Source organism: Pseudoalteromonas sp. T1lg122 (assembly GCF_002964825.1).
GTDB lineage: Bacteria > Pseudomonadota > Gammaproteobacteria > Enterobacterales > Alteromonadaceae > Pseudoalteromonas > Pseudoalteromonas gelatinilytica.
Genome location: NZ_PQCG01000032.1, coordinates 465,075 through 480,845 on the forward strand (window position 1 = coordinate 465,075; position 15,771 = coordinate 480,845).

The window sequence follows — 15,771 nt, forward strand, 5'->3', positions numbered from 1 at the left end:
CTAGCCTTTATTTGCTTGCATCACTGCTTCAATGTCACTAATGGTTTTAGGAACCGAAATGGTCAGGTTTTCATGGCCATCTTCAGTGACAAGTAAGTTATCTTCAATACGAATACCGATGCCTTTATATTGCTCTGGTGCTTTTGCATCTTCGCTAATATATAAACCCGGTTCGATGGTGAGCACCATGCCCGGCTCAAATACGCGCTCTTTTTCATCAAGCTTGTATTCGCCAACATCGTGTACGTCTAATCCTAACCAGTGACCAAGGCCATGCATGTAAAACGCTTTGCATGCTTGGTTTGCCATAAGCTCATCAAGCTCGCCGGTTAAAATGCCTAAATCAATAAGCCCTTGCGTTAATACTGTTGAGGCTAATTCATTGGCTTTAGATAAACTACCGCCCGGCTTAACTTGGCTAAATGCTGCTTCTTGGGCTGCTAATACAATGTTGTAAAGCGCCGCTTGTGGTTCGCTAAATTTGCCGTTAATTGGGAAGGTGCGTGTAATATCTGCCGCATAACCTTCAAGTTCACAGCCAGAATCAATTAATACTAAATCGCCATCTTTTAGCTCAGCATCATTTTGTGTGTAGTGCAAAATATTGGCGTTATCGCCACTGCCGACTATCGTGCCATAAGCAGGATGACGAGCACCATTCATTGCATAATGATGATGAAGCTCTGCTTCTAATTGGTATTCAGTTGCGCCTGGTTTGGCAAACTGCATAGCGCGAATATGGCCTTGTGCACTAATTTCGCACGCTGTGCGCATAATGTTTAATTCTGCATCAGATTTAAACAAACGCATCTCATGCACTAAACCACGAATATCTTTAATGGTATGTGGGGCTTTATAGCCTTTTTTAGGTGCGCTGCGAAGGGTACTTAATAAATCCCAAATTTTTGCATCGAAATTTGCGTAAGTGCCTTGTGCATAAAATAAAATCTGCTGGCCGTTCACCAAATCTAATAATTGTTCATCTAGTTCACTAAGTGGGCAAGTTGCGTCGAATAAGTACTCAGATTTAGCTTTTTCGAAGCCAATTCTACGGCCATGCCAAATTTCAGCTAGTTTGTCTTTGTTACGGCAAATTAGGGTACTTGGTGTATCGCTCGACGGGCAAAGCACTAAAACCGCATCCGGTTCGTTAAAGCCTGTTAGGTAGAAAAAGTCACTGTCTTGGCGAAATGCATATTCAGTATCACGGCTACGTGTTACTTCTCCTGCCGCAGGAATAATAGCGACACTGTTTTTATCCATCATCGCAAGCAAGCGCTCGCGACGGGCTTTAAATTCAGCTTTATCGATTGCAATAGACGACATGCTAAACCTCTATAATTTGATTAGTGAAGGGTCTTCTTAGGGTTTTTATCTGCTGGTTCTTTACCTAGCTCAGCAAAACATAGCAGCGCAGAAACACGCACATACTCAATCACTTCGTGCAGTGCTTGGCTGTCTTCTTCGGTCTCTTCAAACATGGTATCTAGACGGGTAATTTCACTAAAATCGCTGATCACTTCTTTCACATCAGCTGATAACTTGCCGTAGTCTTTTTGCTTTAAACCAAAACCAAGCATAAAACCCGATACCCAAGATACTAAGCCATTGGCTTGATCAAGCAGTGTTTCATCATCGCTTGGTAAGAATAGGTCAAACTGAAATTCTTCATCACTAAAGCTGGCAACAACCTGAGAATACACGTTAGCAAAAAAGGCTTTTAAATCTTTACTGAAGGCAATGCCGTCGTTGAATACATCGCTTAATAAACCTAAGTATTCGTCGGCTTCAATATTGATGCCACAGGCTAATAAACCACTGATCACACCATGAGCTTCGGCTGGTGCGACAAAAATTTCATTCTTTTCTAATAACAATTGGGCTTGTTGGTAATCAGGTAACGTGCTCATAACTTTTTCTTTGTTCGGCTAAGTAACATCATGCTACCACTCGATAAATCTCAACTCCAATTAATTGTATGATTGAGGTCAAAAAGCAATCTGAAAAGTAAATAAGCAGTTAAAGGTGGGGAAAAACTACGCGAACGATCCGCTTTTTTTGCTTATATGGTTTAAGGATTGAAACTTGTCTTATATACTGAAGGTGTTCCCTAGGGTGCAGGAGCTTGGTTAAGTCCCTGAGCCGATAAATTTTATGTTAGGGTTTCTGTTCGTTTGCTATTGTGCAGGCTCGGCATGTACCGAGAAGCCTACGGCATACCGCAGATTCCCGCCCTGAAACCTCAAGGTTTCAGGACTGACACCGGGCACCGCATACTTGGGGAACACCATTTCTATTTAGTTTCAAGTTTCAAGTTTCAAGTTTCAAGTTTCAAGTTTCAAGTTTCAAGTTTTCAATAACTTCCTTAGTTTTTCTCTTATACAAGAACTTATTATTCTTATTCGCGCGAAATAAATTTCACGCCTACAGTACCGGGTTTAGCCATAGTAATGTGCGGGCACAATCTAACTTTACTCTTTCCCCTCGCTAACTCGCTAACTTATTTGTTTTATCTGATAGCTGACGGCTTCAAACGTTGGGTTTCGCTCTGCTCTAACTAACCTACGAGCTAATGAGTCAAGCACTGTAGGTCGTCATTTATGGCGACACATAATCGCTAACATTGACGGGCTAAAGCCCGACCTACGACTCACCCGTTATTTAAGAAATATCGCGCGAAATAGATTTCACGCCTACGGCACCGGGTTTAGCCATAGCAATGAGCGGGCACAATCTAACTTTACTCTTTCCCCTTGCTAACTCGCTAACTTGTATGTTTTTCTGATAGCTGACGGCTGAAAGCTGATAGCTCCTGTGTGTTGGGTTTCATTTCATTCTACCCAACACACATGTTTTCAACCTATCGCCCCTACTTAAACCATCCCTGAAAGCGCTCCATTAATAGGTAATTAACTGGCACTAATAGTAAGGTGATAAGCGTTGCGAAAATAATCCCAAAGCCCAGGCTTACGGCCATTGGAATAAGGAATTGTGCTTGCGTTGCTTTTTCAAATAACAGCGGCATTAAACCAATAAAGGTGGTTAAACTGGTTAACATTACTGGGCGAAAACGTGCCGCACCGGCAAGCTTAACGGTTTCAAGTAAATCGCCGCCCTCTTCACGCTTCTTATTGATAAAATCAACCAGTACTAGTGAGTCATTCACTACAACACCTATCAAGGCTAGCATGCCAAGTAGACTCATAATGGTTAACTCCATGCCCATTACCCAGTGACCCATTACCGCACCTATCATGCCAAACGGAATAACACTCATCACAATTAATGGCTGCATATATGATTTAAACGGTATCGCTAATAACGCATAAATAATAAAGAATACAAACACCAGACCCCAAGCGAGTGAACCAAATGATTCACGCTGCTCTTTAGCTTCACCTTCGAGCGAGTAATCAACACCTGGGTATTGCACCATTAGCTCATCTAAGTAAGTTTTTAAGTCTGCTTGCAGTACCGTCATATTGGTATTTGATTTTTCAACATCGGCTGTTACGTTCAATGTGCGATAGCGATCAATACGATAAATAGACGATGGACTTTGCCCCGGTACTAAGGTCGCCACATGCGACAATGGCACTGTGCCACCCGTTGGGGTTTTAATTAAAATATCAGTTAAATCAGCAACTGAGCGACGTTCTTCAATTGGCAAACGCACCATTACACGCACATCATCACGACCACGTTGAATACGTTGAACTTGCGCACCAAAGAACGAATTACGCACTTGCTGCGATACATCAACACGGTTTAAACCGAGTGCCAAACCTTGCTCTGTTAGCTCAATTTGCAGCTCGTCTTTACCATCTGACATGCTATCAGCAATTTCGTACACAGTTGGGTAAGTTGCTAAACGCTCTTTTACCTTTTCTGCTACAGCTTCAAGGGTGTCGATTGAGCTGCCGCTTAGCTGCACATCAATAGGATCTGAACTGCGACCAAATTCAGCACGGAAAGTCACACTCTCTGCGCCCGGTATAATACCGATGAGGTCACGCCATTCACTGGCAAGCTCTCGAGAGCCAATATCTGATTCACGTTTTTCGGCTGGTGTGATTTCAAAGCGCACACTACCTGTATTTGACGAACCACCTCGGCCACCCGTGGTTGCCAAAATATTTAAAATCACGCTTTGGCCATCTTCATCACGATACTTCTCTTGTAGCTCTTTGGCCTTATCTGACATATCGATGATGTACTTGTTGGTCACTTCAAACGGTGTTCCAGCAGGGAATGTTAGCTCTGCGCGAACAGTTTCACTTGGAATACGCGGGAAGAATATAAACTTTGTCCAACCGCTGGTGATCAGGGTCAAAATGATAAAGAAAATACCGACGAACAAGCTGACCGTTGCTAATTTATTCTTTAGCGCAACATTTAGTAGCGGCTGATAGTACTTCATAATGGCGTGTTCAAAGCCATCGGCAAAACGCTGCTGAAACTGCTGCAGTTTTGACGGATTTGCTTTTTCACTACGTAGTTTTAAGTACTTTAAGTGAGCCGGCAGAACAAATTTAGACTCAATTAAAGAGAACAGTAATACCGGAATAACAACAACAGGAATTTGCGCAAATAAAGCACCACGGTTACCTTCGATAAAAGCTAATGGTAAAAATGCAGCAACCGTTGTAAGTACACCAAAGGTAACGGGTGTCGCAACTTCTTGCGTACCACGAATAGCAGCTTGTTCACCATTTTCGGCTGTTTTTAGGTGGGTGTAGACGTTTTCACCGGTCACAATGGCATCATCAACAACAATACCGAGTACCAAAATAAAGCCGAATAAACTCATTACATTGAGCGTAATACCAAAAATTGGCATCGCTAAAAACGCGCCCATGAATGACACAGGGATACCAATAAACACCCAAAACGCAATAGCAGGACGCAAGAACAAGGTAAGTAATGCAAGAACTAAAATACCACCTTGAATAGCATTGGTTGTTAGCGTCGCAATACGGCTTTTCACGATTTCAGAGTCGTCATCCCAAAAGCTTAACTCAAACCCTTCAGGCAGCTGGCTTTGATGCTCGGTAATGTAATTTTTTACTGCATCAGCAACTTCAATCGCACTTTGCGGACCAATACGGTACACATCAATAAACGCCGCTTGCTTACCATTGAAGCGAGTACGAACTGGGGTTTCTTCGAAATCATCGGTAATACGGGCAATGTCGCCTAGGCGAATAATGGTACCATCAGCTTGGTATTTAACCACAACTTGGGCAAACTCATCTTTACGATAGGCTTGGCCTTTTGAGCGAATGAGTACATCACCCCCTTCCGTTTTTAAGTTACCTGCTGAAACATCGGTACTTGAATTACTAATTGCTGAAGAAATGTCCGATAAGCGTAAATCGTATTGGCGCAATGTATCTTGGCTTACTTCAATGGCAATTTCGTAATCTCGCACCCCACTTAGCTCTACCTGAGTGATTTCTGGTAAGCGTAATAAGTCATCCCGTACATGTTCGGCATATTCTAAGGTTTCTTTTTCGCCGTATTCACTCGACACAGTAACCGCTATTACCTCACGAGTGCGCTGCGCGAGTGCCACAACTGGTTTTTCGGCGTCAACCGGAAAAGTATTGATGGCATCAACCCGGCTTTTAATATCGGCTAAAAGCTCCCGAGGGTCATAGCCGGTATCGACTTCAATTGATACAGAGGCAGAACCTTCTGATGAGCGGCTAGTGATACGCTTGATCCCTTCGAGATCTTGCACCGCTTCTTCAATACGGATAGCGACACCTTTTTCAACATCTTCAGGTGTTGAGCCACGTAGGGTAACACTTACACTAATGCGATCTGCTTCAAATGACGGGAACACTTCGAGTGGTATTTGCGTCGATACGCTAAATAGCCCCGCTAATAAAATGCTGATCAGCAATAAGTTTGCTGCAACATGATTCTTTGTAAACCAAGCTATCATTATTGCGCTCCTTGCTCACGAGCAGCGCGGCGTTGTTCAATTAGTTTTTCAACTGTAATACCTTGCTCTTTTGCTTGCTTTTCAAGCTCTTCACGGCTTGGACGCTGTGCTTTACCACGTGTAGCTTGATACGCTTCGCTTCCCATTACCGTCACTTGGGTACCTGAGCTAACTTGTCCAAGCGGTGTAATCACTAAATGATCTCCTGCTGATAAGCCTTCGGCTACCATGGCGTGATTAGCGTTTTGCCAAGCTAGTGAGATATTTTTACGGCGCAACACACCTTGCTCTTCAACATACACATAAGTGCCTTGGTAAATTGCGCTGTTTGGGATCACAATGGCATTTTCAACCGCCTTGCCAGTAATTTGCGCTTTGATGTACTGACCAATTTTAATTGGGTATTGATTCGCAGAAGTGGCTTTGTAAGGGTCATTAATTTGTGCAACCACGTAAAGCTGCTGAGCGCTTTCATCAATGGCGCCTTCGGTGCGAATAACTTGACCTTGCCATTGCTGTTTACCAACGAGATCTGAGCTAAATTTAACGAGTGAACCAGCGCTATTTTTAGCACCATCACGAAATTGTTCTGGTAAGTTAATGAACGGCAGATCTTTATTTTTGATTGGTAAGCGAATTTCAACACGGTCAATCGCATAAATGCTGGCAAGTTCCATGTTATTACTCACCACTTGCCCTAAGTCTACGCTGCGACTTAAAACTCGCCCCGCGTATGGTGCCGTGATTTTTGTACGCTCTAAATCAAGTTTCGCTTTTTCAAGCGTCGCTTGGGCAGACAATACACTTGCTTCGGCTGCTGCAAGTTGTGGCTTACGCAGTACCAGACTACTAGCTTGTTCGCCCTTACCTAAGCGCTCCCAATCGGTAACTGCTTGGCGACCACGAGCTTGCTCTTCGAGTAGGCTTTGCTCAGCGGTTAATAAAGCCGCTTGTGCTGATTTTACTTCGGCGCGGTGATCTCTATCATCTAGTTGCAACAACACATCGCCTTTTTCAAAAAAGCCACCTTCACGAAATTGCTCACTAATTTCGATAATTTGCCCTGAAGCCTGCGCGACTAGCATACTTTGCGTGCGTGGCTTTACGGTGCCAAAACTATCAATCATCACCTGATAGGTTTCTGGTGTTAGGGTTTTAACAGCCACATTCACTTTTGCTTTTGGCGGTGAAGAAAAGCGGTTTGCTTGAGGCGGATTGCCTTTTATAAACATGATAAGCAGTACCGTCACAACGATCACTACCAATGGAATTAAAATTTTACGTGTCTTGCTATTCATGATTATTGCTCTGCTACTTCGCTGTTTGCTTCACTAAAATCACCACCAAGGGCAATATGTAAGTTGATTCTGTTGATAATTAATTGGTTTTTAATTTCGATTACCGAGCTTTGCGCATTAAACGAACGGTCTTGTGCATCGAGTACCGTGGTGTAGGTAACCAAACCACTTTGATATTGTTCAAACGCTAATGCCTCTGCGGTAATGGCATTTTCTTGCGCTTCTAAGGTTTTTTCGTAGCGTACTTTAAGCGCTTGCTCTTGGCTGATGGCTGTTTCAACATCGTTAAAGGCATCATAAAGTGTGGCAAGATAAGCCTGCTCTTGACGCTTAACGTTTAGCCTTGCTTGTTCTTCATTGGCTTTTAAGCGGCCACCTTCAAAAAGCGGCATCGAAATACTACCAATCAGCGACCACGCTAAGCTTGAAGGAGAAAATAAGTCGCTCACTCTATCTGTGCTATCACTCATTGATGCAGAAAGATTCAAGCTCGGAAAACGCTGTTTATGCGCATAAGCAAGACCAGCATCGGTGCTAAGTAATTGATACCAGCTTGCCATTAACTCAGGTTTGCGAGTAATAAGCTCTGAAGGTAAACCAAGCGGAATGGCACTATCGAGTAGTGGTAAATCTGCGCTAACGCTTAACGCGCCAGTTGGGTATTGGCCTGTTAAACGCTCTAAATCGCGAATCGATTTAGTTAACGTTGCTTGCTGCGCCGCTATGTTCGAGCGCTCAGTGTTTAGCTCATTACGAGCAAGATAAACATCAAGCGCTTCATTTAAACCTTGGCGATAACCCGACTCAATAATATCTAAATTTTTCTCAGCGTTTTGCTCACGCTGCTTATATAGCTCAAGTAATTTGTGGTTCGTAATAACATCAAACCAACCAGCTACCACATCAGCGACTAATTGTTGTTTGCTTTGTTCAAAGGTGGCTTTTTCAGCTAGGTATTCAAGATTTGCTTGTCGTTCTGAAGCTGATAATTTACCCCATAAATCAACTTCGTAGCTTAATTCTAATGACGCTGAGCTGGCGTTGTTATAACTAACAGGGCGGTTATCTTTACTACGACTCGCACGTGTTGATAAATCAAGGCTTGGCCATAAATCTGCCCCAGCAGCAATAAGCTGCTGCTCTTTAATCGCAACATCGTAACCTGCTTGTAAAATCGCTTGATTATGGGCTAATGCTTGCTCAACTAAAGTAAAAACTTGAGGGTCGTGTAATTGCTGCAACCAGTTATCTTCAACAGCAAGCGCTTTGTCGCCAGAAGGGAGTTGCTTCCATGCACCCGGTACGGTCTCAAGTTCAGCAACTCGTTCATTGTGAGTCGGCTGGCTCGCACATGCACTTAGCAAAATTACACTTAAAGCCAATAAACTCGGCTTATATTGCCAATTCATTCTAAAAACCTGAAAAACATCTATTTATGAGTGTAATTCAAGCACCACGTTAAGTTTTGCTCAACTGACTTTACATAACATTACACTGCCTGACATTTGGGGACGATGAATGGTAGGAAAATGGAGATAAGTTACAAGTTGCGAGTTGCGAGTTGCGAGTTGCGAGTTTTCAAAATTGTAGCAGCGATTTTATATCGCGTAGGAATGGTGCTAGGTGCTAGGTGCTAGGTGCTAGGTGCTAGGTGCTAGGTGCTAGGTGCTAGGTGCTAGGTGCTAGGTGCTAGGTGCTAGGTGCTAACAGCATAGTGTTGGTGTTGGTTTTGGATTCGTAAAGGGGTCACCCTACCAAATCGTCTTTTTTCGGCGTTAAAACGCCTCCTACAACTAAAAGCCCCGCACGATCGTCTTAAAACTTACAGCTAAAAGCTTCTAGCTTTTTTGTTTTAATCTAACTTCTAACCACTGATATCTAATAACTCTGGTTTTTCGGCGTTAAAACGCCTCCTACAACTCGTATCTCGGGTCTCGAAACTCGTACCTTTACCCTTTACTCTTTCCCCTTTCTAACTCGCTAACTTTTCAATCTGATAGCTGACGGCTGAAAGCTGATAGCTCTTTAAATTTCACGCCTACGGGAAGTAAAATCGTGATTTGGAGGGGACAGAAACAAAAAAGCCTCGCGATTGCGAGGCTTTGAATCAATGGTGCCCAGAGGCGGAATCGAACCACCGACACGAGGATTTTCAATCCTCTGCTCTACCGACTGAGCTATCTGGGCAATATTTAGTTTTATGCAGAATATCAACAAGGATTTTCAATGCAATTCCCGATGGCTCTATCGACTGAGCTATCTGGGCATAACAATTAGCTAAATGCTAACTATTAAATAAATGGTGCCGACTATCCGAGTTGAACGGATGACCTACTGATTACAAGTCAGTTGCTCTACCAACTGAGCTAAGTCGGCACACTAAAATCGTGTGCGTTGTGCACTATAATCACTTTAAAAGAGATTATCAAATAATGGTGCCCAGAGGCGGAATCGAACCACCGACACGAGGATTTTCAATCCTCTGCTCTACCGACTGAGCTATCTGGGCATAACAATTAGCTAAATGCTAACTATTAAATAAATGGTGCCGACTATCCGAGTTGAACGGATGACCTACTGATTACAAGTCAGTTGCTCTACCAACTGAGCTAAGTCGGCACACTAAACCTGTGTGCGTTTAGCACTTAATCACATTGTGATTATAAATAATGGTGCCCAGAGGCGGAATCGAACCACCGACACGAGGATTTTCAATCCTCTGCTCTACCGACTGAGCTATCTGGGCATAACAAAAAGCTAGAAGCTTGATGTTTAAATAAATGGTGCCGACTATCCGAGTTGAACGGATGACCTACTGATTACAAGTCAGTTGCTCTACCAACTGAGCTAAGTCGGCACACTAAATCTGTGTGCTATGCACGATATTGATGTTTAAATCATAAATTAAACACCAATATATTAAATAATGGTGCCCAGAGGCGGAATCGAACCACCGACACGAGGATTTTCAATCCTCTGCTCTACCGACTGAGCTATCTGGGCAATATTAAATTTTTATGCAGAATATCCACAAGGATTTTCAATGCAATTCCCAATGGCTCTATCGACTGGAGCTATCTGGGCAAATTTTAAACGCATTTATAAGCAACAAATTTGGTTGTCGCTGTCTGGGCGTGCGGCGTATTAAACGGGTTTTGCCCTCTCAAGTCAACTTTTTTTTGAGGATTCTAACTGTTTGCACAGTTTTCAATCAAGATTGCTGTTTTTAATAGTTTTTAGCTTATTTAATCTACAAATTTTGTACTTTTTGGTTGACCCTCATCATAAAAGAGTTACCTATGTTAAAAACGTGGTGAATTTTTCTTCATAGATGGTAGGATTGTCTAATAATCAAGAATATGCTTACTGTTGCTGTATAATTTGTTGGACTAAAGCCATGCCAAGTAAATCGAATTCACCTGTAAAAGGCCTATTACCGCTTTTTATAATCACGAATCTTGTCATCACCCTACTTGCGGTTGTTGCTTATTCTTTTTATCCAACGAGTGAATCGTCTCAACAGGTTAGCAAACCAACCATCACAACACAGCAATTATCGAATCAGCTTTCCGCACCTCTAATTAGTGCGTTAACTATGCCTGGCCAAGACAAAGTAAAAGAAGTGCTCGATTTAAGTCAGCTACTTAATGATGGCTTTGATTACTATTTATATCGCTATGAATTTAACGGCGATGTATCACTTGTATACGCCAGTAATAAAGAGCTAATTGAAGCCAGTAAAGTTAATCAAAAACTAGAGCAAAACACCCTTATTCATACGGTGTTAGAGTTTAATGATCAACCTGTTGGTGAACTAATCATTAAACAACACCCGATTGTAGAGCCCATTGCGCAGTCTGCAGGTCTTGCATATGGTTTAGCCGCATTGACTTTAGTCGCACTGGCTATTTTGTCTTTTGCGTTAAGTATTTTTATTAATAAACGTTTTACGAAAAGCAGTGAGTCATTAAGCACAGAACTGATGGCTATCACTGACAATGCTGACTACCAAGCTCAAGTGACCGAAGGCCTAGATTTTGGTTTGGACTCAGTAGCAAAAAATATCAACTTGCTGCTAAATAAAGTGCAATCAGCCATAACAGAAAACAAAGCGGCACAAGCCGATTTGCAAGCATTACAAAGTGGCTTAGAGACCGAAGTACAAAATAGAACGTTGGCACTTGAGCAAGCAACTTTAAAAGCAGAACAAGCAAACGAAACCAAAACGACTTTCTTGGCAACCATGAGCCATGAAATTCGTACCCCAATGAATGGTGTTATTGGCACAATTGATTTACTTCGCCAAACAGAGCTTGATGGGGCGCAACATAGATTAAGTACAATTATTCGCGACTCTGCATTTTCGTTATTAGGGATATTAGATGACATTCTTGATTTCTCGAAAATCGAAGCGGGTAAATTGAATATTGATAACATTCCTTTTTCAGTATCAGACACCATTGAAGAAGTCGCACGTGTTTTGTCATCAGTGGCCAAAAAGCGTGACCTTGAACTAGAGTTGGCTATTGCCCCGGATATTCCGACCAATTTGATTGGTGATACGGTGCGTGTTCGCCAAGTACTTTATAACCTATGTAGTAATGCAATTAAGTTCACCAGTACCGACGAAAAACACAAAGGCCATGTGAAAATCTCGGTAGAGGTAGCCCAAAACACCACTGATCACTATACCCTTCGTTTTAGCGTATTAGATAACGGTAAAGGTATGACCCAAGCGCAGCTTCGCGAAATCTTTAACCCGTTTATTCAAGCTGAGGGCTCAATTACCCGCGAATACGGTGGGACGGGTTTAGGCTTATCGATTTGTAAGAGCTTAACAGAGCTAATGCTAGGAACGATTTCTGTTACCAGTGATTTAGGTATCGGCAGTGAGTTTGTTGTTGAACTTCCATTTAGTACTCAAGGCAAAGTTGAGTACGCACACAAACAAGTAATGAAAGACCAACGCGTTGTCGTTGTAACCAACCATGATGGTCGTAAAAAACTACTTACCCGCTATTTATCATTTATGGGGGCTACGCCTGTCATTGCAGACAGCAGTGATAAAATCGAAGCTGAGCAAGATAAAAAAGATATTATTTGGATCCTCGATGGTATTGAAACCATGGAAGATATTAACTATATCTTACGCCGCCTACTATACACCCTAGAAGATAATAAACAGCAAGTTATTGTGTTAAGCAAACTCGATGAAGCAGCTGTTAATCATAAAAATATCTTTTACTTAAACGCTGCACCGCTATGTAAATCTAACTTTATGATGTCGTTACTTGTGGCAGCAGGTTTACATAAACCAAAACAAATTGCTTCTGCTAAGTCGTTTAACGACTACCTGAGTGTTGATAAAGCCCGCGAAGAAAACAAACTTGTATTGCTTGTCGAAGATAACGTATTAAACCAGCAAGTGTTGACCGATCAGCTTCATCTGTTGGGTTATGGCGTCGAAATGGCTGAAAATGGTGAAAAAGGCCTCGAAGCATGGCGAGAAGGCAGGCACTCAATTATTCTAACTGACTTACACATGCCGAAAATGTCAGGCTACGATATGGTTGAAAAGATTCGTCATGAAGCATCTCAACTTGAAGATATTAATGCTCAACCATATGTGATTGCTATCACAGCCAACGCCCTTAAAGGTGAAAAAGAACGCTGTTTAAACATAGGTATGAACGATTACATTACCAAACCTGTAGAACTAAATGTGCTGGAAGCAACGTTACATAAATGTGCTTACAAAACAAATCCAGAGGCTACCAAGCTCGAAGTTAAAAGACCCGCAGCCCCTATTGATATGACCATGCTGGCTAACTATGTAAACAATGATGAAGCTAAGAAGCTACGCTTTTTCAAAATGTACTTAGAGCAAAGCAATCAACTGAGCAAAGAAGTTAACAGCGGTGTTATTGAGCAAGACTTAGAGGCCATTAAATCAGCCTGTCATCAACTCAAATCTATCTCAAAAACGATTGGGGCGATGAAAGTCGCAGAGCTTGCTGCTGAGTTTGAGGGGCGTTGCAAAGATAACGAACAACCACCTTCGAGTGATGAATTGATTGCGCTAAGAGACAGCTACGAAATTGAATACTCTAAAGTGGCACAGTTCTTAAAAGAGCAAATTCAAAAAGCCGAACAAGAAAACGAAAATTAAAAAAGGGCCAATTGGCCCTTTTTACATATAATATCTTGGTTTATTTTTCTGGTGGACGGTAGCCTTCGATTTCTACCTCTTTACCTTCAAATAAGAAACCCACCATTTGCTCTTCTAAAAAAGCTCGGTGCTCTGGGTCCATCATGTTTAGATGCTTTTCGTTGATCAACATCGTTTGCTTATGTTGCCATTGGCCCCATGCTTCTTTACTGATGTTGTTGAAAATCTTTTCACCAAGCTCACCTGGGTATAGTTGGAAGCCTAAGCCTTCAGCTTCTTTTTGTAACTTTTGACAAAATACTGTGCGTGCCATAATTGCTCTCTACTCTTATTGCGTGATGCTATTGTAATCTATTGCGCTTAATTGTTTAACCAGCTTTTTCGTTGGCGCTGCAAGACCTACCTCAATAGACTCATCAAGCGGATACCAAACTAGTTGCCGTTCATTAATAAGATCTAGAATACTCGGCAAGGTTAAAACATGGGGGTTGATAGTCAGCTCAAAATGCGAAAACACATGGGTAAAGGCCTCAAGTGCCAGCGTATTGCTAGATAAGCCATGCTGAGCTAAAAATGATTCGAGCTCAGTTAACTCGCTAAACTCAAAAAAGCCAAATAAACCACCCCATATCCCTGAGCTTGGGCGCTTTTCCATAAGTACTTTATTATCGCAAGCAAGAATAAGCTGATGACATGACTTTTTCGGCACAGCCTTTTTCGGCTTTGAATGCGGAAACTCTTTCACTTTACCTTCGTTATAAGCAAGGCACTTGCTATTTAATGGACAAGGCTCACAGTCAAATTTACTACGTGAGCAAAGGCTTGCACCTAAATCCATCATTGCCTGATTAAACTCAGTGACCGACTTTTTAGGCGTTAATTGCGATGATAATGACCAAAGGTGGTTTTCGACTTTTTTCACGCCATACCAACCTTCAACCATAAAAAAACGTGCTAATACGCGTTTAACATTACCGTCTAAAATTGGATGGTGTTGGCCAAGCGATAAAGACAAGATAGCCCCTGCCGTTGAACGACCAATACCCGGCAAGTCCATCACTTCTTCAAGGGTAGTTGGAAACTCACCTTGGTATTTATCACGGACTATTTTTGCCGTTTTATGTAAGTTACGCGCCCGGGCGTAGTAGCCAAGGCCAGTCCAGTGGTGTAACACCTGATCTTCATCCGCATTGGCGAGCGCAATAATGTCAGGAAAGCTTTGCATAAACTTTTCGAAGTAAGGAATAACAGTAACGACTTGAGTCTGCTGTAGCATGACTTCAGAGATCCATACCTTATAAGGGGTTTTATTTAACTGCCATGGCAGCGTTTTACGGCCGTGAAGGTGATACCAGTCAACAACTTGGTTCGCAAACCAGGTTGACTCCTTATTACTTAAATTCAAAATAACATCTTTACTTACTGAAGCTCATTGCGGCCAAGTCTATTGCAGTTAGTTAGGCCAAGCAAGTCGAACGGGCTTTGCTATGCCCAAATAGCCAACGCACTGGCGCGCAATTAAGCTAGAAAGATAAACCCTACTATTGTACTCAAGGCGCTGGTCAGGGATAATACGCAACCTTTTTCTATAGTCAGTGTTTTTATCAGGCCAAATTATATGAGTGACTCAAGTAACCCAAACCTCGAGCAAGCAAAGCTAGAGGGTAAATATATCCGCACTATTCGTAGTTTCGTTAAGCGCGAAGGTCGCCTAACAAAAGGCCAAGCAGCTGCCATCGAAAAGTGTTGGCCAACAATGGGCCTTGAGCACAAAAATGGCTTGCTCGACCTAGCACAAGTGTTTGGTAACGATAACGATATCGTACTAGAAATCGGCTTTGGTATGGGTAAGTCGCTAGTCGAAATGGCTAAAAACGCACCTGAACTTAACTTTATTGGTATTGAAGTTCATCGCCCAGGTGTAGGTGCTTGTTTAATGGACGCCGATGAAGCAGGTATTACTAACCTACGTGTGTTTGAGCACGATGCAATTGAAGTACTTGCTGACTGTATTGCTGATGAAAGCTTATCTAAACTGCAATTATTCTTCCCTGATCCATGGCATAAAAAGCGCCACCACAAGCGTCGTATTGTGCAGCCTGAGTTTGCACAAAAATTACGTAGCAAATTAAAAATTGGCGGTGTTTTCCATATGGCGACTGACTGGGAAAACTATGCAGAGCATATGCTAGAAGTAATGCAAGTTGCTGAAGGTTACCAAAACCAGTCAGAAACTAACGATTACGTTCCTCGCCCAGACTCACGTCCATTGACGAAATTTGAGCAACGCGGTCACCGTTTAGGTCACGGCGTGTGGGATTTAATGTTTGAGCGTACAAAGTAAGATAAGGTAA

The 15,771-nt window shown here is 42.4% G+C and carries 9 protein-coding genes, 7 tRNA genes and 1 other RNA gene; 3 read left to right on the forward strand and 14 right to left on the reverse strand.

All coding sequences use genetic code 11. The features are described from left to right. Together pepP and C2M33_RS14525 are read right to left on the reverse strand one after the other, a co-directional pair. Nucleotides 1-1,326 carry a Xaa-Pro aminopeptidase gene (gene pepP / locus C2M33_RS14520; protein ID WP_105174778.1) on the reverse strand — a complete coding sequence of 442 codons (1,326 nt, stop codon included), beginning with the start codon at nucleotides 1,324-1,326 and terminating at the stop codon, nucleotides 1-3. Nucleotides 1,327-1,346: 20 nt separating this feature from the next. Further along, nucleotides 1,347-1,910 carry a UPF0149 family protein gene (locus tag C2M33_RS14525; protein WP_063700525.1) on the reverse strand — a complete coding sequence of 188 codons (564 nt, stop codon included), beginning with the start codon at nucleotides 1,908-1,910 and terminating at the stop codon, nucleotides 1,347-1,349. A gap of 194 nt (nucleotides 1,911-2,104) precedes the next feature. Here C2M33_RS14525 and ssrS point away from each other — a divergent pair. After that, nucleotides 2,105-2,288, forward strand: a non-coding RNA gene (ssrS, locus tag C2M33_RS14530) — 6S RNA. Between the two features lie 581 nt (nucleotides 2,289-2,869). Here the strand turns inward: ssrS and C2M33_RS14535 are convergent. From C2M33_RS14535 to C2M33_RS14580, 10 genes are all read right to left on the reverse strand, one after another. Next, nucleotides 2,870-5,950: an efflux RND transporter permease subunit gene (locus C2M33_RS14535; RefSeq protein ID WP_105174779.1), complete on the reverse strand. Its 3,081-nt coding sequence runs from the start codon at nucleotides 5,948-5,950 to the stop codon at nucleotides 2,870-2,872. Continuing rightward, nucleotides 5,950-7,248 (reverse strand): efflux RND transporter periplasmic adaptor subunit, encoded by a 1,299-nt coding sequence (locus tag C2M33_RS14540; protein WP_063703509.1) that lies wholly within the window; start codon nucleotides 7,246-7,248, stop codon nucleotides 5,950-5,952. Before C2M33_RS14540 ends, C2M33_RS14535 begins: the two co-directional genes overlap by 1 nt. A gap of 2 nt (nucleotides 7,249-7,250) precedes the next feature. Continuing rightward, nucleotides 7,251-8,657 (reverse strand): efflux transporter outer membrane subunit, encoded by a 1,407-nt coding sequence (locus tag C2M33_RS14545; RefSeq protein WP_105174780.1) that lies wholly within the window; start codon nucleotides 8,655-8,657, stop codon nucleotides 7,251-7,253. A 702-nt stretch (nucleotides 8,658-9,359) separates the two neighbouring features. Further along, nucleotides 9,360-9,435 (reverse strand) — tRNA-Phe (locus tag C2M33_RS14550). Between the two features lie 113 nt (nucleotides 9,436-9,548). Then, nucleotides 9,549-9,624: transfer RNA gene (locus C2M33_RS14555), tRNA-Thr, on the reverse strand. A gap of 57 nt (nucleotides 9,625-9,681) precedes the next feature. Continuing rightward, nucleotides 9,682-9,757 (reverse strand) — tRNA-Phe (locus C2M33_RS14560). A 34-nt stretch (nucleotides 9,758-9,791) separates the two neighbouring features. After that, nucleotides 9,792-9,867: transfer RNA gene (locus tag C2M33_RS14565), tRNA-Thr, on the reverse strand. 51 nt (nucleotides 9,868-9,918) lie between these two features. Further along, nucleotides 9,919-9,994: transfer RNA gene (locus C2M33_RS14570), tRNA-Phe, on the reverse strand. Nucleotides 9,995-10,029: 35 nt separating this feature from the next. Continuing rightward, nucleotides 10,030-10,105 (reverse strand) — tRNA-Thr (locus C2M33_RS14575). A 70-nt stretch (nucleotides 10,106-10,175) separates the two neighbouring features. Continuing rightward, nucleotides 10,176-10,251, reverse strand: a tRNA-Phe gene (locus C2M33_RS14580). 394 nt (nucleotides 10,252-10,645) lie between these two features. On the opposite strand from C2M33_RS14580, the gene C2M33_RS14585 reads away from it, so the two are divergent. Beyond that, on the forward strand, nucleotides 10,646-13,417 hold the full coding sequence (locus tag C2M33_RS14585) for a hybrid sensor histidine kinase/response regulator (protein WP_105174781.1): 2,772 nt from the start codon (nucleotides 10,646-10,648) through the stop codon (nucleotides 13,415-13,417). Nucleotides 13,418-13,457: 40 nt separating this feature from the next. On the opposite strand, the gene C2M33_RS14590 is transcribed toward C2M33_RS14585, so the two are convergent. Both C2M33_RS14590 and mutY read right to left on the reverse strand, forming a co-directional pair. Then, on the reverse strand, nucleotides 13,458-13,730 hold the full coding sequence (locus tag C2M33_RS14590; RefSeq protein WP_063703501.1) for an oxidative damage protection protein: 273 nt from the start codon (nucleotides 13,728-13,730) through the stop codon (nucleotides 13,458-13,460). Between the two features lie 15 nt (nucleotides 13,731-13,745). Continuing rightward, the gene (gene mutY / locus C2M33_RS14595; RefSeq protein WP_442793149.1) at nucleotides 13,746-14,822 is read right to left on the reverse strand and encodes an A/G-specific adenine glycosylase; all 1,077 of its coding nucleotides are present in this window, start codon (nucleotides 14,820-14,822) and stop codon (nucleotides 13,746-13,748) included. Nucleotides 14,823-15,035: 213 nt separating this feature from the next. Between mutY and trmB the strand changes: the two genes are divergently transcribed. After that, complete coding sequence (gene trmB, locus C2M33_RS14600) at nucleotides 15,036-15,761, forward strand: tRNA (guanosine(46)-N7)-methyltransferase TrmB (RefSeq protein ID WP_063703496.1); 726 nt, start codon at nucleotides 15,036-15,038, stop codon at nucleotides 15,759-15,761. Nucleotides 15,762-15,771 lie beyond the last annotated feature (10 nt).

What these genes read in the sequence shown, in the direction of transcription:
- pepP (WP_105174778.1), bottom strand. Translation starts at nt 1,326, where the DNA reads ATGTCGTCTATTGCAATCGATAAAGCTGAATTTAAAGCCCGTCGCGAG.
- C2M33_RS14525 (WP_063700525.1), bottom strand. Translation starts at nt 1,910, where the DNA reads ATGAGCACGTTACCTGATTACCAACAAGCCCAATTGTTATTAGAAAAG.
- C2M33_RS14535 (WP_105174779.1), bottom strand. Translation starts at nt 5,950, where the DNA reads ATGATAGCTTGGTTTACAAAGAATCATGTTGCAGCAAACTTATTGCTG.
- C2M33_RS14540 (WP_063703509.1), bottom strand. Translation starts at nt 7,248, where the DNA reads ATGAATAGCAAGACACGTAAAATTTTAATTCCATTGGTAGTGATCGTT.
- C2M33_RS14545 (WP_105174780.1), bottom strand. Translation starts at nt 8,657, where the DNA reads ATGAATTGGCAATATAAGCCGAGTTTATTGGCTTTAAGTGTAATTTTG.
- C2M33_RS14585 (WP_105174781.1), top strand. Translation starts at nt 10,646, where the DNA reads ATGCCAAGTAAATCGAATTCACCTGTAAAAGGCCTATTACCGCTTTTT.
- C2M33_RS14590 (WP_063703501.1), bottom strand. Translation starts at nt 13,730, where the DNA reads ATGGCACGCACAGTATTTTGTCAAAAGTTACAAAAAGAAGCTGAAGGC.
- trmB (WP_063703496.1), top strand. Translation starts at nt 15,036, where the DNA reads ATGAGTGACTCAAGTAACCCAAACCTCGAGCAAGCAAAGCTAGAGGGT.